Origin of the sequence: Mycobacterium sp. NPDC048908, assembly GCF_043197955.1 — a bacterium.
GTDB lineage: Bacteria > Actinomycetota > Actinomycetes > Mycobacteriales > Mycobacteriaceae > Mycobacterium.
Window position 1 is genome coordinate 661,461 of sequence record NZ_JBICUE010000001.1, and the last position, 22,127, is coordinate 683,587.

The following is a 22,127-nucleotide window of genomic DNA, read 5'->3' on the forward strand; positions in this document are numbered from 1 at the left end:
AGGGACATGAGCGGCGCGCTGCTGGTCGCGGGCACCACGTCCGACGCGGGCAAGTCCATGGTCGTGGCCGGGCTGTGTCGGTTGTTGGCGCGCAAGGGTATTCGCGTCGCGCCGTTCAAGGCGCAGAACATGTCCAACAACTCGGCGGTCGCCGTCGAAGGCGGCGAGATCGGCCGTGCGCAAGCCGTGCAGGCCCGCGCCGCCGGTTTGGCGCCCAGCGTCAGATTCAACCCGATCCTGCTCAAGCCCGGTAGTGACCGCACCTCCCAACTGGTGCTGCGCGGTCAGGTCGCCGACACGGTCAGCGCCGGCGACTACTTCCGCCACCGTGACCGATTGTCCGCGGTGGTGGCGGCGGAATTGCATTCGCTGCGAACCGAATTCGACGCCGTGATCTGTGAGGGCGCTGGCTCGCCTGCCGAGATCAACCTGCGCGCGACCGATCTGGCCAATATGGGATTGGCGCGTGCCGCGGACCTGCCCGTCGTCCTGGTCGGCGACATCGACCGCGGCGGGCTGCTGGCACATCTGTACGGCACCGTCGCGATCCTCGAACCGGACGATCAGCGGCTCATCGCCGGGTTCGTGGTGAACAAGTTCCGAGGCGACCCGACGCTGCTGGCACCCGGCCTCGAGGCGTTGCAGCGGCTGACCGGCAGGCCCACCTACGGCGTCATCCCTCACACCGACGGGCTGTGGCTGGACACCGAGGACTCGCTGTCGGTGCACGGCGCGCTCGGTGTGGCTCAACCGCCGCGCGGCACCGAATGGCTGCGTGTGGCCGCTGTCCGGTTCCCGCGTATCTCCAACTCCACCGATGTGGAGGCGTTGGCCTGCGAGCCCGGTGTGCTGGTGCGGTGGGTGACCGATCCGGCCGACCTCGCCGACGCCGACGCGGTGGTACTTCCTGGCAGCAAGGCCACCGTTGCCGATCTGGCATGGCTGAAGCAACGCGGTCTCGCCGAGCGGATTCGTGAGCACGCCGCACAAGGCAAATCGGTCCTCGGTATCTGCGGCGGCTTCCAGATGCTCTGCGCGCGCATCGACGACCGGGTGGAGTCCAAGTCGGGCGTGGTCGAGGGCCTCGGTCTGCTCGACGCCGACATCACGTTCGCACCGCAGAAAACGTTGCGGCACTGGGATTCCCCGCTGCACGGCTACGAGATTCACCACGGCCAACTCGAGCGCCACACCGAGGACGACTGGCTGTCGGTCGGCATCAGGCGCGGTCACGTCTACGGCACGCACTGGCACGGGTTGTTGGACAACGACGACGTGCGCCGCACGTGGCTGACCGAAATCGGAAAGCGCGGTTTCGTGGTTGCCGACGACGTCGACGTGATGGCCCGCCGCGACGGGCAACTCGACCTGATGGCCGATCTGCTCACCGCTCACATCGACGTCGACGCCGTCCTGACGCTGCTCGACAACGGGCCGCCGCCGCGGCCGACCATCGTCACGACGCTGCGGGGCTGACCACGTCGCCGTGCCCGGCGCGCACCTTCTCGCCCGGAAGGGCGCACGACGCCCGCGTCACCAACGACACGGGCAGCACGGTGCGGCGGCGCAGCCGCTTGGCCGGATGGTCCAGCCGCGTGAAGAGCCGATCGGCGGCGAAGCGACCCATCTCGTCGCCGTCCTGATGGATCACCGTGACAGCCGGGTTCAACACAGCGGCCGTGGGGAAGTCGCCGAAACCCACGAGTCCAATGTCGCTGCGCCGCAGAGCTTGCAGAGCCGTCACGACCGCGATGCTGATCCGCGCGTTTGAGGAGAACACCGCGCTCGGCGGGTCGGGGACCGCGAGCACCCGACGCAGCTCGGCCGTCAGTGTCGCTTCGTCGATCGCACCGATGTGCACCAGTTCGCTGCGCTGCGGCAGTCCGGCGTCGTCCAGCGCCCGCTGCAATCCCTTGAGCCGCAATCGTCCGGTCACGGTGTCGTCGCCCATGAACGCGATGCCGCGGTGGCCGTGCGAAATCAGGTGCCGTGTCGCGCCGTATCCACCTCCGACGTCGTCTTGCAGCACCGTATCGGCGCTCAACTTGCCGGGCTCGCGATCGACGAACACCAGCGGGGTGCGCTGCTGCCACGGCCGAAGGTAGGACATGTCGCGGCCGACCGGGCAGATGATCATGCCCGCCACCTGTCGCTTCAACAGGGATTCGATCGACTGCTGTTCGTGTGAGGGTTCCCATCCGACGCCGGTCACAATCACGGCGACACCTCGGCGGCTCGCTTCGCGCTCGATGGCGCCGATGATGCTGGCGAAGAACGGGTCCGCCACGCCGGGCACCGCGACGCCGATCGCGGCGTCGCGACCGCTTCGGAAGGTGACGGCGAGCATGTTGGGCACGTACTGGAGTTCATCGATGGCCCGCTCGACGCGTTCCCGGACATCGGCGGAGACATAGCGGTCGTTGTTGACCACGCGCGACACCGTCTTGGTGCTCACGCCCGCCCGGTCGGCAACGTCGCGCATGGTCGCCATCGAGCATCCTTTCGCGGTCCGTCAGCGGCCAGTATGTCACCGTTGTCAGAGCGGGAGTGTTGATTCTCTGACACCGGTGACATAGCCGGGAAGATGGCGTACTGTCCGGCGTGACTCACCTAACACCGACGCGAAAGGGCCACCGCTATCGTGCGACCACAGCTGCTGCCGCCCAACGTGGTACGGCATTGGTACGCCGGCGGACCCGCGCTGGCCGCATGGCGCGGGCTGCCGCCGGTCGGCGATCACTCGCCGGAGGAATGGGTGGGCGCGACCGTGGCCCGGTTCGGCGAGCCTGAGCTGGGGCCTGCCCGACTGGCCGACGGCACGCTGCTGCGCGACGCGGTGTCCGCCGATCCGCTCGGCTGGGTGGGCCGCGACGACGGAGAGCCAGGCGATGTCGGTGTGCTGGTCAAGCTGCTGGACGCAGGGCAGCGGCTTCCGGTGCACGTGCATCCCACCCGCGCGTACGCCACGCACCACCTTGGCTGCGGGTACGGAAAGACCGAGGCGTGGTACATCCTCGAAGCCGATGACGACGCCGCGGTGTGGGTCGGCTGGCGTGAGGAGGTCAGCCCGGACCGGCTGACCGAGCTGGTCGACAACCAGGACGCCGATGCGATGCTGGAGCTCATGCACCGCGTGCCGGTACGACCCGGAGACGGCGTGCTGGTGCCGGGCGGTACGCCGCACGCGATCGGGGCAGGCATTTTGCTGATCGAGGCTCAGGAGCCAACAGATCAGTCAATCCTGTTGGAGCGCACCAACACCAACGCCTCGGACGAGGAAGTGTTCCTCGGTCTGTCCCGCGAGGTGGCACTGTCCGCCGTCGAGAGCGCGGCCGTCACCGATATCGCCGCACTGCGACGGCACGCGGGCTCGCACGTGGCCGGGCTCGTTGAGGTGTTGCCTGAAACGGCTGCGCCCTACTTCCGCATGGAGCTACTCACCGCCGGTGTCGAAGTGCCCGCCGGATTCGCGGTGGCCGTCGTGCTGTCCGGTACCGGCGCGCTGACAGCCAAGGACGCCGTGTCCGTCGGCATCGAACGCGGCCAGACGCTGGTGGTGCCTGCGGGTTGCGGAGACTGGGGCGTCGAAGGTGACGTGCGGTTGTTGGTCTGCCGGCCTGGCACCACCTGGCCGCCGAACATCAAGGGAGGCAACGGATGACCGCGCTGCTGGAGGCGCGTGCCGTCTCGCGCAGTTTTGGTCACGTCCGCGCCCTCGACCGCGCGGACTTCGACGTCAATGCGGGTGAGGTAGTCGGTCTGATCGGTGACAACGGGGCTGGCAAGTCGACGCTCATCAAGGCGTTGTCGGGCAGCCTGGAACTCGACGAGGGGGAGATCTACTTCGACGGTAAGCCGGTGCGGCTGTCGTCGCCTCGGCAGGCGAACGACCTCGGCATCGAGGTGGTCTATCAGGATTTGGCACTCGCCCCCCATCTCGACCCCGTCCAGAATGTGTTCCTTGGCAGGGAAATTCCACGCAAGGGTGTTCTGGGCCTGCTCGGCTTCATGGACGAGAAACAGATGCGCAAACAAGCGGCCGCCTCCTTCAGAGAACTCGGCGCGACGGTGCGGTCGCTCAACTCGCCGGTCGGTTCGATGTCGGGTGGCCAGCGGCAGGGCATCGCGATCGCACGCGCCATCGCGTGGGCGGACAAGGTGGTCATTCTCGACGAGCCGACCGCTGCGCTCGGGGTGGTCCAGACCCAGAACGTGTTGGAGTCGGTGAAGCGGGTGCGCGACAAAGGGATTGCCGTGGTGTTCATCAGCCACTCGATGCCACATGTGCTCGAGGTCTGTGACCGCATCCAGGTGCTGCGGCTCGGCAGACGGGTGGCCACGTTCCCCGGTCGAACCACATCGGTGGAGACGCTGGTCGGTGCCATGACCGGTGCCCTTGATGCGAAGGACGGCGCCGCGTGAGCACGCTGGCCAACCAGCAGACCGCCGTCCCCGACGGGCAGGACGGCTTCGACGGCACCCAATCGTGGTTGAAACGCGTTGTGGGACTTCAGGCATTCTGGATCCTCGGGGTGCTGATCGTCATCTGCGCGTTCTTCACGATCATCGCGGGTGACCGGTTTCTTTCGGCGGGCAACTTCTCGCTCATCTCGCAGAACGTCGCCGTCTGGGCGGTGCTCGGGGTCGGGATGACGTTCGTGATCATCACCTCGGGCATCGACCTGTCCGTGGGTTCGGTGCTGGTGTTCTCGTCGGTGGTGGCGGCCAAAGTGATGGAGGCGATGGGCGGCAGCGGATTGGGCGTGGCTGCGGCCGGGATCGTCGCCGCCATCCTGTCCGGCATGGCGTGGGGCGTCGTCAACGGCGCGCTGGTCGCCGTCGCCAAAGTACCCGCGCTGATCGTCACCCTGGGCACGCTGTCGGTTGCGCTCGGTCTGGCACAGGTGCTCACCGGCGGTATCGACATTCGCTCGGTGCCCAGCGAGCTGACCGACTTCAGCGCCTACACAAAGGTTTTGGGGATTCCTGGGCTGCCGTTCATCGCGCTTGTGGTGATCGTCGTCGGCGGCATTCTGTTGCACAAGACCAGGTTCGGCCGCTACACCTACGCGATCGGCAGCAACGAGGAGGCCGCCCGTCGCACCGGCATCAAGGTGTCGCGGCACCTGGTCCTCGTCTACGCATTGGCGGGCACCCTGGCGGGACTCGGTGCGCTGCTGTCGCTGGCCCAGTACGGCACCACGACCATCGCAGGCCAGTCGTTGACCAACCTCAACGTCATCGCCGCGGTGGTGATCGGCGGCACCTCGATCTTCGGCGGCTTCGGCACGATCTTCGGCACCGTGGTCGGTCTATTCATCCCCGCCGTGCTGCAGTCCGGGTTCGTCATCATCGGCGTCCAGCCGTTCTGGCAGGGCGTCGCGGTCGGTTCGGTGCTCATCGCCGCCGTCTACGTCGACCAAAGCCGCCGCGCCGCTGCCATGCGCAGCGCACGGTCGCGCCGTCTGTTCACACGCAAAGGAGCGATATGAAGCAAGACAACCGCAAGCCACGCAACGGCGTCACGTGCGCTGCTCTGACAGCGGTGGTGCTGACGCTGTCGATGACGAGTTGCACGTCGTCCAAGCCGCAGTCGAGCGGCTCCGGCGAAACATCGAACGGCGCAACGCCCGCCGCGGCCGCGACCACCGTGACCGCCCCCGCCAAAGCCAGTAAGGACTACAAGATCCAGCTGTTGGCCGGTGTCGTCGGCGACCAGTTCTACATCACAATGCAATGCGGCGCGCAGGAGGAGGCGGCGAAGCTGGGCGTCACGCTGAACACGCAGGGCCCGCAGAAGTTCGATCCGACACTGCAGAAGCCGATCCTCGACTCCATCGTGGCGGCCAAACCGGACGCGCTACTGGTGGCTCCCACCGACGTGCAGGCCATGCAGCAGCCTCTCGAGCAGGCCGCCGCCGCGGGCATCAAGGTGGTGCTCGTCGACACCACGACGAACGACCCGTCGTATGCAGTGTCGTCGATCGCCAGCGACAACGAGGGCGGCGGGAAGGCGGCGTTCGACGCCATCAAGCAGTTGCACCCCGAGGGCGGCAAGGTGATGGTGATGAACGTCGATCCCGGCATCTCGACCACCGACGCCAGGGCGAAGGGTTTCGAGGACGCGGTCAAGGCCGACGGCAAATTCACCTACGTGGGTGTGCAGTACAGCCACGACGATCCGGCGACCGCGGCCCAGCTCATCGGCGCCCAGCTGCAGAAGGACCCCGATCTGGTCGGCGTCTTCGCTACCAACCTGTTCGCCGCCGAGGGCTCGGCCACCGGCGTCAAGCAGGCGGGTAAGAGCGGCCAGGTGAAGATCGTCGGGTTCGACGCGGGCCCGAACCAGATGCAGGCGCTGAAAGAGGGCACCGTGCAGGCGCTGGTCGCGCAGGAGCCGGGAATTATCGGCAAATACGGTGTTGACGAGGCGGTCAGCGCTCTCGACGGCGGTCAGAACACCAAGAAGGTGCAGACCGGCTTCACGGTCATCACGCAGGAGAACCTGAACGGCGACGGCGCTGCGGCGGCGTACAAGTCGAGTTGCTGACCTAACCGTCGATGAGCAACCACCGTCCGTCGAACCGCACGCCGCGCAGATCGGCAACGGAGGCGGTGACGTTCTCGGTTGCGACGCCGCGGCCGACACCGATGATCACCTCGACGCCGGCGGCGCGCGCCGACGCGATGCCCGCCGGCGCATCTTCGAACACCGCACACCGCGCGGGGGATAGGCCAAGACGTCGCGCGGCCAGCAGATACGAGTCGGGGCAGGGCTTTCCGCGTTCGACGTCCTCACCGGTGACGAGGACGTGCGCCGCAACCAGACCCGCCGACGCCATCCGCGCGGTGGCGATCGCGCGACCGCCCGACGTGACGACCGCCCACCGTCCCGTCGGCGCCGTCTCGAGAAGTTCGCGTGCGCCAGGCAACGCCACCACCTCGGTGGCAAGGTCCAGCTCCTGCTGGATCAGCTCGGCCGTCGCTTCAGCGACATCGCGTGGCGTGCTTACCAAGTCGCCGACGAGGTCGGCGATCCGCCGACCGTGCTCGACATCGCGGTGGAAGTCGAAGCCGGGGGCCCAGCGTTCGGCCCACCGGTTCCAGGCGACGGCGGCAGCGTCATGGGAATCGACCAGCACGCCGTCGCAGTCGAGCAGCAGTCCGTCGACGGAAAGACTCACGGCCACGGACAGCAGGCTATGGCATCGAGTTTTCCGATGACCGACTTCGCCGGTCGCGCCGTCCTCGTGACGGGCGCCAGTGGCGGGATCGGTGCCGCGACTGTGCGCAGACTCGCGAGTCGGGGCGCGACGGTGTATGCGGGCGGCCGCGATGCCGACAAGCTGGCGGACCTGGCCGACGAGACGGGTGCGTTGCCGGTCGTCTTCGACCTGGCGTCGGAGGACGAGATCCAGGCGGCCTTAGCGGGTCTCGACTTGTGGGGCGTGGTGAACTGCGGCGGCTTCGGCGGTGAGATCGCCACACCGCAGGACACCGACATCGCGGTGTTCGACAAGGTGATCGCGGTCAACGCCCGCGGCAGCCTGCTGGTCATCAAGCATGTGACCCCCGGAATGATCGAGCGCGGTGCGGGCGGGTCGATCGTCAACGTCTCCAGCCAGGCGGGCCTCGTCGCGCTGCCTGGGCACATCTCGTACGGCTCGTCGAAGGCGGCGCTCGACAACATCACCCGGGTCGCCGCACTGGAACTCGGCAAACACAACATCCGCGTCAACTCGGTCAATCCGACCGTGGTGATGACCGACATGTCGGCCCCGTACTGGGGCCGCCCCGACGTCGGAGGGCCTTTTCTGGAGCAGATGCCGTTGGGCCGGTGGGCGACCGAAGACGAGATCGCCGGCCCGATTTGTTTTCTACTCGGCGACGACGCCGCGATGATCACCGGGGTCTGTTTGCCGGTCGACGGGGGGTACACCTGCCGTTAGCGTCGGTAACCTGGCGGTATGACCAGGCGGCAGACGGTTGTGGTGCTGGCGGTGCTTCTCGCCGCGGTGCTGACCGGATGCGCGCAGACGATCACCGGCACGGCGACGTGGCCCGGCGCCAGGCTGGACAAGGCGGTGCTGACCGCGGCGGACTTCCCGCCCGGCGTGCAGTTCGATCGCATCGCCCGGCCGGAAGGGGACGGCGAGAGTGGGCCGCCCGCGATGATGTCCGATCCCGAGGGTTGTTCGGACGGGCTCACCCGGGCCATCGCCGATTCGGCCGAGCGCGGGCCTGGCAGCGCCGCCGAGTACGTGGTCGCCTACGACGGGGCGCGCATCGTGATGACGGTGCTCACGTGGCCGCTCGACCTTCCCCGACTGGCCGCCACCGCCGAACGCTGTGCCTACTTTCAGACGTTCTTCGATACCGCGATGCCCGGCATCCCGATGACGACCACGCGACTGGAAACACCGCGCCCCGACGCGCTGCTCTACGAGCAGACCATGCGGCTGGGCAACGAATCCAGCAGTGCGTACTTCTCATTCGAGAACATCGGGCAGATGGGGGTATTCGGGCTCGCGTTCCCGACGCCGAATCCGTCGATCGCCGTCAAAGCCGCGCTGCCGCAGACATTTATGGACATCGCAGCAAAACAGGGCGAGCGTGCCGCAACCCGTTGACAGCTGGAAAATCCGCCCACCGATTGGTCCCGTCGCTGTAGCGTGGCCGAATGCCCTCCACCATGGTCACCGTCGACGGCTTCGGCGTGCCGATCGGCGTCGCGGGCCCCGACAAAGGGTCCGTTGTGGTGGTGCTCGGCGCGGCGCATCACGCCCCGTCCGCCTATGACGCGGTCTGCGAGCGGCTGCACACCGCGTCGCTGCGAACGATCGTGATCGGCCCGGATCCGCGGCTGACCGCGAAATCGGTGGTCGGCATCCTGGACACCCTCGACGTCCGCTGGGCGCTGCTGGTCGGCGACCGCATCGGTGGGGAACTGGCCTGGGAGCTGGCCGCCACCCGGCTGGACCGGTTCATCGGGCTAGTGGTGATCGACCGTGGTCATCCCCGCGTCGCCGACCTCACCGGGGTGATCCGTGACGAGCACTGCCCGCCGGTCGAGATGAACACCACAGCGCTGGTCAGCACACCCGCCGCGCGGGCGGTCGCCAAGGCCAGTCAACGCTACGTATACGGCGACTTCCGGCTGGTCGATCTCCTCGGCAGGCGTAACGCGCAGGAGTCAACGGCTCAGCTGGCCGCAGAGATCGTGATGCGCACCAGCATCTGGTAGCCGGCTACTGCTGCGGCTGGTCGGGTGTCCATGCCTGCGGCAGGCCAGGACTCTGCGGGAACAAGAAGTCGATGAATGCTTGTGCGGTCGGCTGCGGCTCGTGATTGGCCAGCCCCGGCCGCTCATTGGCTTCGATGAACACATACTCGGTGCCGGTGACGTCGGGAACGAGCAGGTCGACGCCCGTCACCGGTATCCCAATCGCCTCCGCGGCGGTCACCGCGACCGCGCACAACTCGGGGTTCACCTCGGCGGTGACGTCGTGGATGGTGCCGCCCTGGTGCAGGTTCGCGGTGCGCCGAACGCGCACCCGCCTGCCCTCGGGCAGCACGTCCGAAAACGACCAACCAGCTTCGGCCACCGTCGCCTCGGTCACCTCGTCGATCGGGATCCGCGATTCGCCTCCGGTGGCCGCCGCGCGGCGCCTGCTCTGGGCGTCGATCAGTTCGCGAACGGTGTGGTGCCCGGTGCCGATCACTTCCGCGGGCTTCCGCAGGGCTGCGGCGACCACCTTGCGGTCGATCACCACCAGTCGAAGATCATCGCCGCTCGCGCGTTGCTCGATGAGGACGTCGGGATGCTGCTCGCGCGCTCGTGCCAGCGCCGCATCGAGTTCCTTATGGCTGTCGATGCCGACCGTGATGCCCTTGCCCTGCTCGCCTCTGGTGGGCTTGACCACGACATCGCCCACCTCCTCGAGGAACGCGTAGTCCTCTTCGTCGAAGGTGGCCAGTCGGCCTTTGGCGACGGCGATTCCGGCTTCGGCGACGAGGCGACGGGTCAGCCGCTTGTCATCGCACCGCGCCATTGCCACCGCTGAGGTGAACTCCGACAACGACTCTCGAGTCACCACGCTGCGCCCGCCGTGCGTCAACCGCATCTCACCGGCCTCGGCGTCGAGCACCTCGACCCAGATGCCACGGCGCATGGCTTCGTCGGCGATGATGCGTGCGTACGGATTGAGGTCGTCGACGGTCTCCGGCGGATGGGTGTACAACGGCTCGTTGATCGCGTTCTTGCGTTTGACCGCCATCACGGGGACCCGAGTGAAGCCGAGCTTCTCGTACAGCCCGATCGCGGCGACGTTGTCATGCGCCACCGACAGATCCATGTAAGCGCGGCCGCGGTCGCGGTAGATCGCGGCCAGCGCACTGGTGAGGGCCGCGCCGACGCCAGGAAGGCTGGACGTCGGGTCGACGGCGAGCGTCCAGAGGCTCGAACCGTTCTCCGGGTCGGAGAACAACCGCTTGTGGTCGACGCCGGTGACGGTGCCGACGACGGTGCCGTCGTCGTCGCGCACGGCGACCAGGTAGTCGACCGCATCGCGATGAAGATGGTTGTCCCAGATGACGTCGACGGGTGCGGACACCATTCCGCAGCGCAGATATACCCGGTTCATCGCGTCGGCGTCGTCGGCACTGTCAAGGGCGCGCACCGTGAACCCGGTGGGGGAGACCGACTGCAGTTCCTCTGAGAAGCGCAGTCGGTAGGTGTGGCTCGGGTCGATGAACAGTTCGGCGGGCGCGAGCGCGACGAGAACCTGCGGTTCGCGGGCGTACATGCAGATGTCGCGCCTGCCCCGCCCCTCGTGCCGCAGCACCTCCGCGAGCTTCTCCGGGTCAGCGAAGGTCTGGCCGAAAACCAGCCGGCCCCAACCCAATTCGATGACGACATCGTCGGCCATCGCGTCGACCATGTGCTGCGGCGAGGCGTCATGCAAGCCGAGGGTGATGGCTTCCTGGTCGCGATCGACGGGGCCGGATGTCGCCGGCCGGGCCGCTCCGGCAGTCATGCTGCCGCACCCGTGATGCCGTGCCGCTGCAACCACAGTTCCAGCAGCGCGATCTGCCACAACTCATTACCGCGCAGCGGGGTCAGCCTGCCGTTGGGGTCGGCGAGCAGCCGCTCGACCGCCTCCGGGCGGAACAGGCCCCGCTCCTTGGCCGCGGGCGCGTACAGCGCGTCGCGGACCAGGTCGAGGTAGGGACCTTCCAGATGCGTCAACGCGGGCACAGGGAAGTAACCCTTCGGCCGGTCGATGACGTCGGCAGGAATCACCTTGCGCGCGGCCTGCTTCAGCACACCCTTGCCGTCGTGCGCGGTCTTCAGTTTCGGCGGGCAGGTGGCGGCCAGTTCAACCAGGTCGTGGTCGAGGAACGGCACCCTGCCTTCCAGCCCCCATGCCATGGTCATGTTGTCGACGCGTTTGACCGGATCGTCGACCAGCATCACGGTCGTGTCCAGCCGCAGCGCGCGGTCGACACCGGTGGCCGCGCCCGCCCGGGCGAAATGCTCGGTGACGAACTCCTCGCTGGGATCACCGTCGGAGCCGTCTGGTCGGCGACGTACCGCCTCCGTCAGATAGCCCGGCGCCACGATGGCCGCGTAACCCGACGGGTCCCTGTCGAAGAACGCCTTGCGGTAGCCGGCCACCGACTCTGCGACCGTGGTGGCCTCCGCCATCGGGGGATACCAGTGGTAGCCGGCGAACACCTCGTCGGCGCCCTGACCGGACTGGACGACCTTGACGTGTTTGGCGACTTCCTGGCTGAGCAGGTAGAAGGCGACGCAGTCGTGGCTGACCATCGGCTCACTCATCGCGCCGATGGCGCCGTCGAGCGCGGGCAGCATCCGGTCGGTGCCGATGCGGATCTGGTGGTGATCGGTGTCGAAACGCTCGGCGATGATGTCGGAGTACTTGAACTCATCGCCCTGCACGCCGCCGACGGATTCGAACCCGATCGAGAACGTCGCGAGGCCGTGCTGGCCGGCCTCGGCCAGCAGTCCGACGATCAGGCTGGAATCCACACCGCCGGACAGCAGGCATCCGACGGGCACGTCGGCGACCAGGCGTCGGTCAACGGCTAACCGCAGAGATTCCAGAACCGCGTCCTCCCAATCGCGTTCGGACCAGTCGGCGCGGTCGTCGCGCCTGCTGAAGTCGGGCGTCCAGTACGTGGTGGACGTAACGCGACCGTCGGCTTCGATCGCGACGAGCGTGGCGGGCGGCACTTTGGTGACGCCGCGCAGGATCGTGCGCGGCGCGGGCACGACGGAGTGGAACGTCATGTAGTGGTGCAGCGCGACCGGATCGATGCGGGTGTCGATCGAGTTGTCCCTGCTGGCGCCCGCCAGCAGCGCGGGCAGTGACGACGCGAACCGGATCCGCTTGGCGTCCTGGGTCAGATACAGCGGCTTGATGCCAAGCCGGTCGCGCCCCAGCAACACCCGGCCACTGTCGCGCTCCACGATCGCGAACGCGAACATGCCGTAGAGACGGTCGACGAAGCGGTCGCCCCACCGGTGGTAGGCCTTGAGCAGTACCTCGGTGTCGCTGTGCGAGAAGAACCGGTAGCCGTGGTCGGTCAGTTCGCGTCGCAACTGCTTGTAGTTGTAGATGCAGCCGTTCCAGGCGACGGCGAGCCCAAGCTCGGAATCGATCATGGGCTGCGCGCCCGCTTCCGACAGATCGATGATCTTGAGGCGTCGATGGCCCAGGGCAACCCTGCCCTGGGACCACACGCCCGCGGCGTCGGGACCCCGCGGCGCCATCGCTTCGGCCATCGCCGATACCGCGCTGACGTCGGGTGTCAGGCCATCAAGACGCACTTCGCCGGTGGCTCCACACACTCAGCCCACCCTACCCACTTCAACGGTGGGCTAAACGTCCCGCCTGTGAGCCGGCTAGGAAACGCCTTCCAATTCTTCGCCGGTTTCGTCGACCTGCTTGATCGGCCCGGTGAACCAGTTCTTCACCGAGGCGTGCCAGTAGATCCACAGCAGGAGCACCACACCGCCGACCAGAAGCGGGGTGTAGTTCACGTACTTCCACTCGAAGGCGTCACCCCACGGCACGCCACCCGACGACGTCGGGAACATCGCGATTGCCGACGTGATGAGGATCTCGGCAATGGAGACCGGCGCCATCCACTTCCAGTGGCGGCCCAGATTCCAGCTGCCCTGCTCGAACGCGTCGCCCGCCTTCCAGCGGTAATAGATCGGCACCGCGAAGCACAGGTACAACCCGACGACGCCGATCGACACCACCGCGAAGAACGCGACGGGAACGGGTGCGCCGTTGACGTCGACCTTGACCAGAGCGGGCAGCGTGATGACGGCCGCCAGCACAGCGGTGACGATCACACCGTTGGCGGGCACCCGGTTCTTGTTGACCGCCGACCAGAGTTGGTGGCCGGGCACCGCGCGGTCGCGGCTGAATGCGAACAACATTCTGGAGGCGCTCGTCTGGCACGCGGTGGTGCAGAAGAATTGGCCCGCGGTGGAGATGAACAGAATCAGCACCACCCACTTCGAGCTCATCGCCTGCGTGAAAATGGTGACTACCGCGCCGCCGCCCTTGGATACACCGTCGGCGTCCTGCACTGCGAACAGGAAGCTCAGCAACAGGATCCAGCCGCCGATCGCCGAGTAGAAGATCGACTGCCAGATGCCCTTGGCCGCCGCGTTGGCGGCGCTCTTGGTCTCCTCGGACAGATGCGCTGACGCGTCGTATCCGGTGATCGTGTACTGCGTCAGGATCGCGGCGATCGGGAGCACGAAGAACAGGAAGCCCCAACCCGATGTCGAGCCGCCGAACATGCCGCTGTTGTTGATCGTCCTGGCGAACACGTCACCGAGGCTGGCATGTTGTTCGGGCAGCACCCACAGCAACAGGATCACCACCGCCGCGCCCGCGACGTGCCACCACACCGAGATGTTGTTGATGATGGCCAGCAGGTGGCTGGAGAAGATGTTGATGATGGCGGATATGGCCAGGATGGCCACGAACAGATAGAACGTCCGGGTCAAGCTGTAGCCGGCCAGCCAGGTCTCACTGAAGGTCCCGAGGGTCAGGTCCAAAAACGTCGCGCAGCCGTAGGCCACCGAGGCAAGGATCGCGATCAGCCCGATCAGGTTCAGCCAGCCGGTGTAGAAGCCGGCCTTCACCCCGCCCAATTTGCTTGCCCACCAATAGATTCCGCCTGAGGTGGGAAATGCCGACACGAGTTCGGACATGCACAGGCCGGTGATCAGGATGAAGACGGAGATCAGCGGCCAGCCCCATGCGATCGCGGCGGGGCCGCCGTTGTTCCAGCCCAGCCCGAACGAGGTGAAACAGCCCGCGAGGATCGAGATGATCGAAAACGAAATGGCGAAGTTGGAGAAGCCGGACCAGGACCGCTGCAACTCCTGCACATAGCCGAGCCTGGCGAGATGCCGCTCGTCTTCATTCAAATGCTCATGGGCCTCTGGCACGACGGTTCTCCTTCGGGGATCGGAGGCGAGCAAGGTTCCCTAGGGACAATAGGCCGCTATTGGTCTGGCGTCCTACCTTTGGAGATGACGGCCGCGTAAAACTTGCCCACGAGAGCACCCCGCGGGTCGACTAGCTGGCGTTTCTGGTGTTTCCGAACTGTCTCCGACTCGATATTGACGTGCGCATTCGCCCTCATTATTGTCCAAGTTGTCTGACAACTTGCGCCAAATTGCCAAGGAGGGCGCCATGGCGGAGAACAAGCGGGCAGTCGGATCGGTCACCTATCGGGACGCAGAACACGGTTATTTCGAGCGGCGCAAGCTGCGCAGGCACGCCGCGTTCTGGTCACTGTGGGCGCTCGGCGTTGGCGCGGTCATCTCGGGAGACTTCTACGGCTGGAACGTCGGCCTGGATGCCGGCGGCTTCGGCGGTCTGCTGATCGCGGGTGTCATCATCACGGTGATGTACTACGGCCTGTGCTACAGCATCGCCGAGATGTCCCCGGCGCTGCCGCACACGGGCGGTGCCTATTCGTTCTCGCGGTCGGCGATGGGGCCGTGGGGCGGCTTCGTCACCGGCCTCGCCGAGAACATGGAGTACGTCATCACACCCGCGGTGGTGGTCAGCGCGATGGGATTTCTGTCCCACGACATCGTCGTCGAACTCACGGCAGCGGACGGATGGTGGAACAGCCCCGTGCTGTGGGCGGCGGTCTTCTACATCATCTTCGTCGGAATCAACATCATGGGTATCGAGATCACCATGCGGTTCACCGTGGTGATCACTCTGCTGGCGCTCGGCATCCTTGGGTTCTTCTTCCTCGCAGTGCTTTTCTCCGGCAAGTTCGACTTCAGCCTGCTGACCAACATCCCACCGGAGGAGGGTGGCAGCAGCTTCCTGCCGAAGGGCATCGCCGGAATCTTCCCCGCCTTGCCTTTCGCGATCTGGTTCTACCTGGCGATCGAGGAGTTGCCGCTGGCGGCGGAGGAGTCGCATGATCCGAAGCGCGACATCCCGCGTGCCACCATCTGGGGTCTCAACACGCTGGTGCTGTTCGCGGTGCTGACGCTGTTCCTGAACACGGGTGTCGGCGGCGGCGCGCAGGCGATCGGCACGTCGGCCACCCCGTTGTTCGACGGCTTCAAGGCGGTGTTCGGCGACGGCACAGGCGCCGCGGTGCTTGCCACCATCGGGCTGATCGGGTTGATCGCGAGCTTCTTCACGATCATCTACGCCTACGGCCGCAACACGTATTCGCTTTCCCGCGCAGGCTATTTCCCGCAGGTGCTTTCGATCACCCATCCGAAGCGCCACACCCCGTACGTCGCGCTGATCGCAGGCGCGGTGATCGGGTTCCTACTGGTGTGGCTGATGTATCTGCTCGGCCAGAGCGAGAACGCGCTCGCGGGAAAGATCGTGGGGGCGCTGCTGTACATGGCCGTGTTCGGAGCGGTGATCTCCTACTTCATGCAGTGCATGTCGTTCATCATGCTGCGGCGCAAACTGCCGAACATCGAACGGCCGTACCGCAGTCCGTGGGGCATTGGCGGCGCGGCCGTTGCGGGCTTCATCGCGCTCGTCGCGCTGGTCTCGCTGTTCTTCAACGCCGACTACCGGCCTGGTGTGGTCGGAACACTTGTCTACTTCGTGATCGGTTTGCTCTACTTCGCAATCGTCGGCAGGCACAAGCTGGTGCTCTCGCCTGAAGAGGAGTTCGCGCTGTCGCATGGGCAGTACGGGGTGAACCTGGAGAAGGAGGGCTACGGCGCGATGTCCGCCACGGAGATTGCGACCGACGACACGAAGACCACCTCGGCGTGAGCTGAGGACCGCCGTGTCTGTTGTCCTGGGGGTCGACGTCGGCTCGCAGAGCATCAAGGTCGTCCTCGTCGACGAGGGGGGCGATGTGGTCTCCACCGGTGCGGCCGCGCTGAGCATGACCCATGCGCACGACGGCTGGGCCGAGCAGGATCCGCAAACTTATTGCGCCGCATTGCGAGACGCCATCAGGGTGGCGACGGCCGACATCGATCCTTCCCGGGTGGTGGCGGTCGGCCTTGGCAGTCAGGTCGACGGCGTCGTCGCTTGCGACGCCGACGGCGCACCGTTGCGACCAGCGATCATCTGGCTGGACAAACGCGCCACCGAGCAGTGCGACCGACTGGTGGCTGCGGTCGGGCAGGAGGCGCTGGCCGAGCGGACAGGTCTGGTCGCCGATGCGTCACACAGCGCACCGAAGATGATGTGGATTCGCGACCACGAACCGTCGGTCTGGCGGCGGACGTCGACGTTGGCGCCCGTCGGGTCGTATCTGCTACATCATCTGACCGGCGCGCACGCCCAGGACGCCGCGAACGCGTCGTCGACGATGGTGTACGACGTGTGCCGCGGGAACTTCGACGAATCGCTCTGCAGCGCAGCTGATTTGGATCCGTCGATGTTCGCGCCGGTGCGCCGCTCCACCGACGTGGTAGGCACGTTGCGGCCCGACGTCGCCGCGCAACTCGGTCTCGCTCCCGATTGCGCGGTCGTCGTCGGCACCGGTGACGAGCATGCCGCGTCGGTGGGTGCGGGCGCGATCGAGGCGGGCGTTGTCGTCGACGTCACCGGCACCGCGGAACCGGTGACGACGGCCTCCGAAGCGCCGGTGCGCGACCCCGTGGGCCTCGTCGAGACGCACGGCCACGCGGTTCCGGGCGCCTGGCTGATCGAGAACCCAGGGTTCGTCAGCGGCGGAAGCACTCTGTGGCTTGCGAGGTTGCTCGGACTGCCGCAGGCTGAGGTGTTTCCGTTGGCTTGCACAGCGCCTGCGGCCAGTGAAGGCGTGTTGTTCATCCCCGCGCTGTCAGGGGCGACGGCACCGCGGTGGAACGACAGCATGCGCGGCGGCCTGCTCGGCCTCGCGATGAACCACACCCCGGCCCACATCGCAAGGGCGGTGCTGGAAGGCTGCGCATTTGCGTTGCGCGACATCGTCGAACGACTCGACGCGATGGGCCTCGGACGGGGTGAAGTCCGCATCGTCGGTGGCGGTGCGCGCGACAACCTGTGGGCGGCCATCAAAGCCAGCGTGCTGGGGCGGCCCGTGCGGCGGGTGCTGACCGAGGAGGCCACCGCTGTCGGCGCGGCCATGGTCGCGGGTGTCGGCACCGGCTTCTTCGCCGACTTCGCCGCCGCATTGACTGCCGTCCGACTTGCCCCGACCGCCATTGAGCCGGATCCCGAGGCGACCAAGACCTACGCCGAAGCCTACTGCCGCTACCTCGCCGCGTTCGATGCCGTCGAATCGGCGTTGGGATGATCACCGTTCCGGATCCGGCGACGCTGCTGTCGAACCTGCGCGCCGCCGGAATCGACGGGCTGCCCCAGGTAGATGTCCGCATCGGAAAATCGGTGTTGGACAGTGCGATTGCCGACAGCATCGACAAATTCGTCGGACGGGAGCCGCTGATCCTCAGCGACGGCGGACCGTACTGCACACCGGACGGGGCTGTGGTGGATCGACTCGCGGGCCGGCTCGGCTGCCCGGTGGTGCAACTCGGCAGGGGGACGGTCAGGGCCGACGAAGAGACCGTCGACACCGCGGTCGCCGAGGTGGGTGAGCACCGGCTGCTGATCTCCGTCGGCTCCGGCACGCTCACCGACATCGCGAAAGTCACAGCACAGCGCACCGGAAACCACCACGTCGCAGTCCAAACCGCCTGCAGTATCAATGGTTTCATCGCTGATCGCAGCGTTCTGGTCATTGCGGGCGCGAAGCGAACAGTGCAGTCGAGGTGGCCCGACATGCTGGTCGCCGACACCGACATCCTCGCGTCGGCCCCGGTCCGGTTGAATCTGGCCGGGGTGGGCGATCTTTCGACAGTCCCGAACGCGGTGGCCGAGTGGCGGCTGGCTGCCCGGCTCGGGCACGGACCGCCGTACGCCGCGGCCGTCGTCGAAGACGTGCTCGCCGCGGGGCCTGCCCTGCCCGCACTCGCGCGTGCGGCCCGCGCCTTCGAACCCGACGGAATCGCTGACCTGGCCCGGCTGCTGGCGGTCAGCGGACTGTCGATGGGCATCGTCGGTTCGACGGCGCCCGCGTCGGGCACCGAACATGCGGTGTCGCACCTGATGGAGATGGCGCGCAGCCGCCAGGGCAGACCCGCTGCGGCGCACGGCATGCAGGTCACCGTCGCGACCCGGCTGGCTCTGCGGGTCTGGCGATTGGTGGACGCCACCATCCGCTCGGGAGACGCGAAGGTGCGGGTACCCGATGAGGCGGCGAGCCGCGACGCCGTCGCACACGCATTCGCCGACTTCGACCGGCAGACCGCCGAGGAATGTTGGGCGGCGTATTCGGCCAAGCGTGACTGGCTTGTCACGCATCAAGCCGCTGTCGAGGCGTTGATCTGCGAGTGGGACGCCTTCTCGCGTTCGCTGTCACTGACATCGCCCGCGGAGTTCGACGAGATCGGCATCGCCAGTGGATTACCGCGCCTGGCACGCGATCTCGGCGACGACTACGACGATGCCCTTCTGTTCTGGGCGCTGCGAAATTCCCACCTGCTGCGCGAACGCATTTCCATCACCGACCTCGCCGACCTGCTCGGCGTGTGGACGGACGATACGGCGCGATCGATCGTGGTCGACGCCGCCAGGGAAAAAGAAGCCAAGGTAAAGGAATAGGAGTTCTGCCGTGTCCAACTTCGTGTTCATGCTCACCCACGGCGACAGAACTATCGAGCACGCCGCCGACGTCGTGCCGGATTTGGCAGGCACCGGGCTGCGGTACATCGGGTTCAAGGACGTCGGCGCGGACGCCTCGCGACAGCGCGCGTTGACGGCGCTGGCCCATGATGCCGGTTTCGAGGTGATGCTCGAAGTCGTGTCGACCAGTAGCGAGGAGGAGTTGGCGTCCCTGCGTGCGGCGGCGGCGGCCGGTGTCGACTGGGTGCTCGGCGGCACGCACGCCTCCGACGGGGCAAACATCCTGCCGAGAAGCGTGCAGTACTGCCCGTTCCCAGGAAGGGTCGTCGACCATCCGAGCGTGCTGCTTGGCAGCGTCGAGGAAATCGCGGCGGACGCCGAAAGGCTCACTGCGCTAGACCATGTCAGTGGGGTGGACCTGCTGGCGTATCGCCATCCGACCGCCGACCACCAGGCGTTGATCCGCGAGGTCGTCGCGCGCTCACGGGGTCCGGTCATCGTGGCCGGGTCGATCGCGAGTATCGACCGCGTGCTCACCGTCGGCGAAACCGGGGCGTGGGGGTTCACCATCGGCAGCGCGATTTTCGACGGCCTGCTGCCCGGCGCACCATCGATAGCCGATCAGGTTCGTAGCGTCCTCGCGGCGGCAACCGCTGACGCCGCCAGGGAAAGCCGGACGTAGGCTCTTCAGCGTGACCGGCAGAACCCTGCTCGCTGACCAACTGCGTGACGAGCTGCTGGCGGAGATCTCCGATGCGCAGCTGCAGCCGGGGGCCAAGCTGCCGACCGAAGGCGAACTCGCCAAGCGGTTCAACGTATCTCGTGCGACGGTGCGAGAAGCGGTGCGCGCGTTGGTGGAAGCCGGGTACGTCACCCGTCGTCGTGGTTCGGGCAGCTACGTCACCGAGCGGCGCAGGATGCCACACGGGCTGGACTCGACGCTGAGTTATCTCGCGATGATCGAGACGGCCGGCGCGCACGCGGGTTTGCGCGTGCTCGCGGCCGCCTTCGAACCGTACTGCCAGGACGACGCGCCGCTGCAGCTCAAACCGGGCGACACCGTGCTAGCGGTCGAACGGGTGCGGACGGCCGACGACCAACCGGTGATCTATTCACTCGATCGGATACCGGCACGGTTGCTGCGCGCCGACTTCGATCTCGACAAGCTTGACCCGTCGTTGTTCGCGTTGTTGAGCTCCTCTGGCCACGCCGCCGACCACGCGACCGCGACGCTGCGGGCGGTCGCCAGCACCAGCCATACCGCCAAGGTGCTCGGCATCCGGCGGGGCAGGCCACTGCTGTACATCGAGGAGATCGACTACGGCCGCGACGGCACCCCGGTGATGCTGTCGCGGGAGTGGCACGTGTCCGAAGCCTTCGACGTCAGGATCAACCGCAAGGCGAACGCCCTGCACGCGCTGCCCGCCTCTACGGCGTAGGCAGATTTCTATTGGTCGGGTAACCTACCTTTAGAGTGAGAATTCGGTAAATCTCCAAGGTCAGGCAGGCGGGAGGCGGTTTCCAATGGTTGACTTCTCGTCATGACCGGCATGCTGTCGCAATCAGAGCTCGAGTCGTTGGTAGCGGCCGGCGACATCGACACCGTTATCGTCGCGTTCTGCGATATGCAGGGCAGGCTGACGGGCAAACGGGTGTCGGCCCGGTTGTTCGTCGAGGACGTCGCCGCCCATGGCTGCGAGTGTTGTAACTACCTGCTCGCCGTGGACGTCGACATGAACACCGTCGACGGATATGCCATCTCGAGCTGGGAGACCGGCTACGGCGACATGGTGATGACGCCCGACTTCGCCACCCTGCGGCTGCTGCCCTGGCTGCCCGGCACCGCGCTGGTGATGGCGGACCTGTCGTGGACCGACGGCAGGCCGGTTACTCAGGCGCCACGGTCCATCCTCAACCGCCAGATCGACCGGCTGGCCGAGAAGGGGCTGGTGCCCTACGTCGGCACCGAACTGGAATTCATGGTGTTCGACGACGGCTACCGCGAGGCGTGGTCGAAGGGCTACCGCGGGCTGACACCGGCGACCGACTACAACGTCGACTACGCGATGCTGGCCTCGACCCGGATGGAGCCGCTGCTGCGCGACATCCGGCTCGGCATGGAGGGCGCGGGCATGTATTGCGAAGGGGTGAAAGGCGAGTGCAACTTCGGCCAGCAGGAGATCGCCTTCCGGTACGACCATGCCCGTCTGACATGTGACAACCACACCATCTACAAGAACGGCGCCAAGGAAATCGCCGACAAGCACGGCAAGAGCCTGACGTTCATGGCGAAGTTCGACGAGCGCGAGGGCAACAGCTGCCACATCCACATCTCGCTGCGCGGTGACGACGGCTCCCCGGTGTTCGCCGACGACGATGACGAACTCGGGATGTCGCCCATGTTCCGCAGCTTCATCGCGGGCCAGCTGGCCACCATGCGCGAACTCACGTTGTTCTATGCGCCGAACATCAACTCCTACAAGCGGTTTGTCGAGGGCAGTTTCGCGCCGACAGCCATCGCATGGGGCCTCGACAACCGCACGTGCGCGTTGCGGGTCGTCGGGCGCGGGCACGGGATGCGGATGGAGAATCGGGCGCCGGGCGGCGATGTGAACCAGTACCTCGCGGTGTCCGCGTTGATCGCCGGCGGACTCTACGGCATCGAACGCGAATTGGAATTGCCGGAAGCGTTGGAGGGCAACGCCTACACCTCCGGTGCGGAGCGGCTGCCGACCACGCTGGCGGAAGCGGCGGCACTGTTCGGCAAGTCGGAGGTGGCGCGCGAGGCGTTCGGCGACGACGTGGTCGAGCACTACCTCAACAACGCGCGGGTGGAACTGGACGCATACAACGCGGCGGTGACGGACTGGGAAAGGGTGCGCGGCTTTGAACGGCTCTAGTTCCGGCGCGAGCAGACACAAAACTGCCCAAAAATCC

19 protein-coding genes are annotated in these 22,127 nt (G+C 66.7%); 14 read left to right on the forward strand and 5 right to left on the reverse strand.

Annotated features, from left to right (window positions below; genetic code table 11):
• Positions 1 to 6 precede the first annotated feature (6 nt).
• Complete coding sequence (locus tag ACGFK1_RS03220) at positions 7 to 1,476, forward strand: cobyric acid synthase (RefSeq protein ID WP_393425438.1); 1,470 nt, start codon at positions 7 to 9, stop codon at positions 1,474 to 1,476.
• Here the strand turns inward: ACGFK1_RS03220 and ACGFK1_RS03225 are convergent.
• Positions 1,457 to 2,491: a LacI family DNA-binding transcriptional regulator gene (locus ACGFK1_RS03225; RefSeq protein ID WP_393425441.1), complete on the reverse strand. Its 1,035-nt coding sequence runs from the start codon at positions 2,489 to 2,491 to the stop codon at positions 1,457 to 1,459. The genes ACGFK1_RS03220 and ACGFK1_RS03225 overlap by 20 nt on opposite strands.
• A 150-nt stretch (positions 2,492 to 2,641) precedes the next feature.
• On the opposite strand from ACGFK1_RS03225, the gene ACGFK1_RS03230 reads away from it, so the two are divergent.
• The 4 genes from ACGFK1_RS03230 to ACGFK1_RS03245 are packed head-to-tail and all read left to right on the forward strand — an operon-like array spanning position 2,642 to position 6,550.
• Positions 2,642 to 3,661 (forward strand): class I mannose-6-phosphate isomerase, encoded by a 1,020-nt coding sequence (locus ACGFK1_RS03230; RefSeq protein WP_393425444.1) that lies wholly within the window; start codon positions 2,642 to 2,644, stop codon positions 3,659 to 3,661.
• Positions 3,658 to 4,422, forward strand: a complete 765-nt coding sequence (locus ACGFK1_RS03235; protein WP_393425447.1) for an ATP-binding cassette domain-containing protein — start codon at positions 3,658 to 3,660, stop codon at positions 4,420 to 4,422. The genes ACGFK1_RS03230 and ACGFK1_RS03235 overlap by 4 nt, the downstream gene beginning before the upstream one ends.
• On the forward strand, positions 4,419 to 5,492 hold the full coding sequence (locus ACGFK1_RS03240; RefSeq protein WP_393425450.1) for an ABC transporter permease: 1,074 nt from the start codon (positions 4,419 to 4,421) through the stop codon (positions 5,490 to 5,492). Before ACGFK1_RS03235 ends, ACGFK1_RS03240 begins: the two co-directional genes overlap by 4 nt.
• Positions 5,489 to 6,550, forward strand: coding sequence for an ABC transporter substrate-binding protein (locus ACGFK1_RS03245; protein ID WP_393425453.1), 1,062 nt, complete (start codon positions 5,489 to 5,491; stop codon positions 6,548 to 6,550). The genes ACGFK1_RS03240 and ACGFK1_RS03245 overlap by 4 nt, the downstream gene beginning before the upstream one ends.
• Before the next feature lies 1 nt (position 6,551).
• On the opposite strand, the gene ACGFK1_RS03250 is transcribed toward ACGFK1_RS03245, so the two are convergent.
• Positions 6,552 to 7,190 carry an HAD-IA family hydrolase gene (locus tag ACGFK1_RS03250; RefSeq protein ID WP_393425456.1) on the reverse strand — a complete coding sequence of 213 codons (639 nt, stop codon included), beginning with the start codon at positions 7,188 to 7,190 and terminating at the stop codon, positions 6,552 to 6,554.
• Positions 7,191 to 7,220: 30 nt separating this feature from the next.
• Between ACGFK1_RS03250 and ACGFK1_RS03255 the strand changes: the two genes are divergently transcribed.
• The 3 genes from ACGFK1_RS03255 to ACGFK1_RS03265 are packed head-to-tail and all read left to right on the forward strand — an operon-like array spanning position 7,221 to position 9,244.
• The gene (locus ACGFK1_RS03255) at positions 7,221 to 7,949 is read left to right on the forward strand and encodes an SDR family oxidoreductase (protein WP_393425458.1); all 729 of its coding nucleotides are present in this window, start codon (positions 7,221 to 7,223) and stop codon (positions 7,947 to 7,949) included.
• Positions 7,950 to 7,967: 18 nt separating this feature from the next.
• Positions 7,968 to 8,630, forward strand: coding sequence for a hypothetical protein (locus ACGFK1_RS03260; RefSeq protein WP_393425461.1), 663 nt, complete (start codon positions 7,968 to 7,970; stop codon positions 8,628 to 8,630).
• A 50-nt stretch (positions 8,631 to 8,680) separates the two neighbouring features.
• On the forward strand, positions 8,681 to 9,244 hold the full coding sequence (locus ACGFK1_RS03265; RefSeq protein ID WP_393425464.1) for an alpha/beta fold hydrolase: 564 nt from the start codon (positions 8,681 to 8,683) through the stop codon (positions 9,242 to 9,244).
• Positions 9,245 to 9,248: 4 nt separating this feature from the next.
• Here the strand turns inward: ACGFK1_RS03265 and ngg are convergent, their stop codons facing one another.
• Genes ngg through ACGFK1_RS03280 form a run of 3 tightly spaced genes read right to left on the reverse strand, consistent with a single transcriptional unit; the run spans position 9,249 to position 14,500 of the window.
• Positions 9,249 to 11,036 carry an N-acetylglutaminylglutamine synthetase gene (gene ngg, locus ACGFK1_RS03270; RefSeq protein ID WP_393425467.1) on the reverse strand — a complete coding sequence of 596 codons (1,788 nt, stop codon included), beginning with the start codon at positions 11,034 to 11,036 and terminating at the stop codon, positions 9,249 to 9,251.
• Positions 11,033 to 12,874: an N-acetylglutaminylglutamine amidotransferase gene (locus ACGFK1_RS03275; RefSeq protein WP_393425470.1), complete on the reverse strand. Its 1,842-nt coding sequence runs from the start codon at positions 12,872 to 12,874 to the stop codon at positions 11,033 to 11,035. Before ACGFK1_RS03275 ends, ngg begins: the two co-directional genes overlap by 4 nt.
• A 54-nt stretch (positions 12,875 to 12,928) precedes the next feature.
• Positions 12,929 to 14,500, reverse strand: a complete 1,572-nt coding sequence (locus ACGFK1_RS03280; RefSeq protein ID WP_393425473.1) for an amino acid permease — start codon at positions 14,498 to 14,500, stop codon at positions 12,929 to 12,931.
• Between the two features lie 247 nt (positions 14,501 to 14,747).
• Here ACGFK1_RS03280 and eat point away from each other — a divergent pair, with 247 nt between their 5' ends.
• From eat to ACGFK1_RS03310, 6 genes are all read left to right on the forward strand, one after another.
• Complete coding sequence (eat, locus tag ACGFK1_RS03285; RefSeq protein WP_393425476.1) at positions 14,748 to 16,322, forward strand: ethanolamine permease; 1,575 nt, start codon at positions 14,748 to 14,750, stop codon at positions 16,320 to 16,322.
• A 13-nt stretch (positions 16,323 to 16,335) separates the two neighbouring features.
• Positions 16,336 to 17,802 carry an FGGY-family carbohydrate kinase gene (locus tag ACGFK1_RS03290; protein ID WP_393425479.1) on the forward strand — a complete coding sequence of 489 codons (1,467 nt, stop codon included), beginning with the start codon at positions 16,336 to 16,338 and terminating at the stop codon, positions 17,800 to 17,802.
• Entirely contained in the window at positions 17,799 to 19,169 is a 1,371-nt protein-coding gene (locus tag ACGFK1_RS03295; protein ID WP_393425482.1) for an iron-containing alcohol dehydrogenase, read from the forward strand. Before ACGFK1_RS03290 ends, ACGFK1_RS03295 begins: the two co-directional genes overlap by 4 nt.
• A 10-nt stretch (positions 19,170 to 19,179) precedes the next feature.
• Positions 19,180 to 19,872: a 1-(5-phosphoribosyl)-5-((5-phosphoribosylamino)methylideneamino)imidazole-4-carboxamide isomerase gene (locus tag ACGFK1_RS03300; protein WP_393425485.1), complete on the forward strand. Its 693-nt coding sequence runs from the start codon at positions 19,180 to 19,182 to the stop codon at positions 19,870 to 19,872.
• 10 nt (positions 19,873 to 19,882) lie between these two features.
• On the forward strand, positions 19,883 to 20,629 hold the full coding sequence (locus ACGFK1_RS03305) for a GntR family transcriptional regulator (protein ID WP_393425488.1): 747 nt from the start codon (positions 19,883 to 19,885) through the stop codon (positions 20,627 to 20,629).
• Between the two features lie 102 nt (positions 20,630 to 20,731).
• Positions 20,732 to 22,090: a glutamine synthetase family protein gene (locus tag ACGFK1_RS03310; protein WP_393425491.1), complete on the forward strand. Its 1,359-nt coding sequence runs from the start codon at positions 20,732 to 20,734 to the stop codon at positions 22,088 to 22,090.
• Positions 22,091 to 22,127 lie beyond the last annotated feature (37 nt).

Bases quoted from the DNA above. Each gene is read 5' to 3' on its own strand.
- ACGFK1_RS03245 (WP_393425453.1), top strand. From the start codon at position 5,489: ATGAAGCAAGACAACCGCAAGCCACGCAACGGCGTCACGTGCGCTGCT.
- ACGFK1_RS03295 (WP_393425482.1), top strand. From the start codon at position 17,799: ATGATCACCGTTCCGGATCCGGCGACGCTGCTGTCGAACCTGCGCGCC.
- ACGFK1_RS03255 (WP_393425458.1), top strand. From the start codon at position 7,221: ATGACCGACTTCGCCGGTCGCGCCGTCCTCGTGACGGGCGCCAGTGGC.
- eat (WP_393425476.1), top strand. From the start codon at position 14,748: ATGGCGGAGAACAAGCGGGCAGTCGGATCGGTCACCTATCGGGACGCA.
- ACGFK1_RS03260 (WP_393425461.1), top strand. From the start codon at position 7,968: ATGACCAGGCGGCAGACGGTTGTGGTGCTGGCGGTGCTTCTCGCCGCG.
- ACGFK1_RS03235 (WP_393425447.1), top strand. From the start codon at position 3,658: ATGACCGCGCTGCTGGAGGCGCGTGCCGTCTCGCGCAGTTTTGGTCAC.
- ACGFK1_RS03310 (WP_393425491.1), top strand. From the start codon at position 20,732: ATGACCGGCATGCTGTCGCAATCAGAGCTCGAGTCGTTGGTAGCGGCC.
- ngg (WP_393425467.1), bottom strand. From the start codon at position 11,036: ATGACTGCCGGAGCGGCCCGGCCGGCGACATCCGGCCCCGTCGATCGC.
- ACGFK1_RS03265 (WP_393425464.1), top strand. From the start codon at position 8,681: ATGCCCTCCACCATGGTCACCGTCGACGGCTTCGGCGTGCCGATCGGC.
- ACGFK1_RS03225 (WP_393425441.1), bottom strand. From the start codon at position 2,491: ATGGCGACCATGCGCGACGTTGCCGACCGGGCGGGCGTGAGCACCAAG.
- ACGFK1_RS03220 (WP_393425438.1), top strand. From the start codon at position 7: ATGAGCGGCGCGCTGCTGGTCGCGGGCACCACGTCCGACGCGGGCAAG.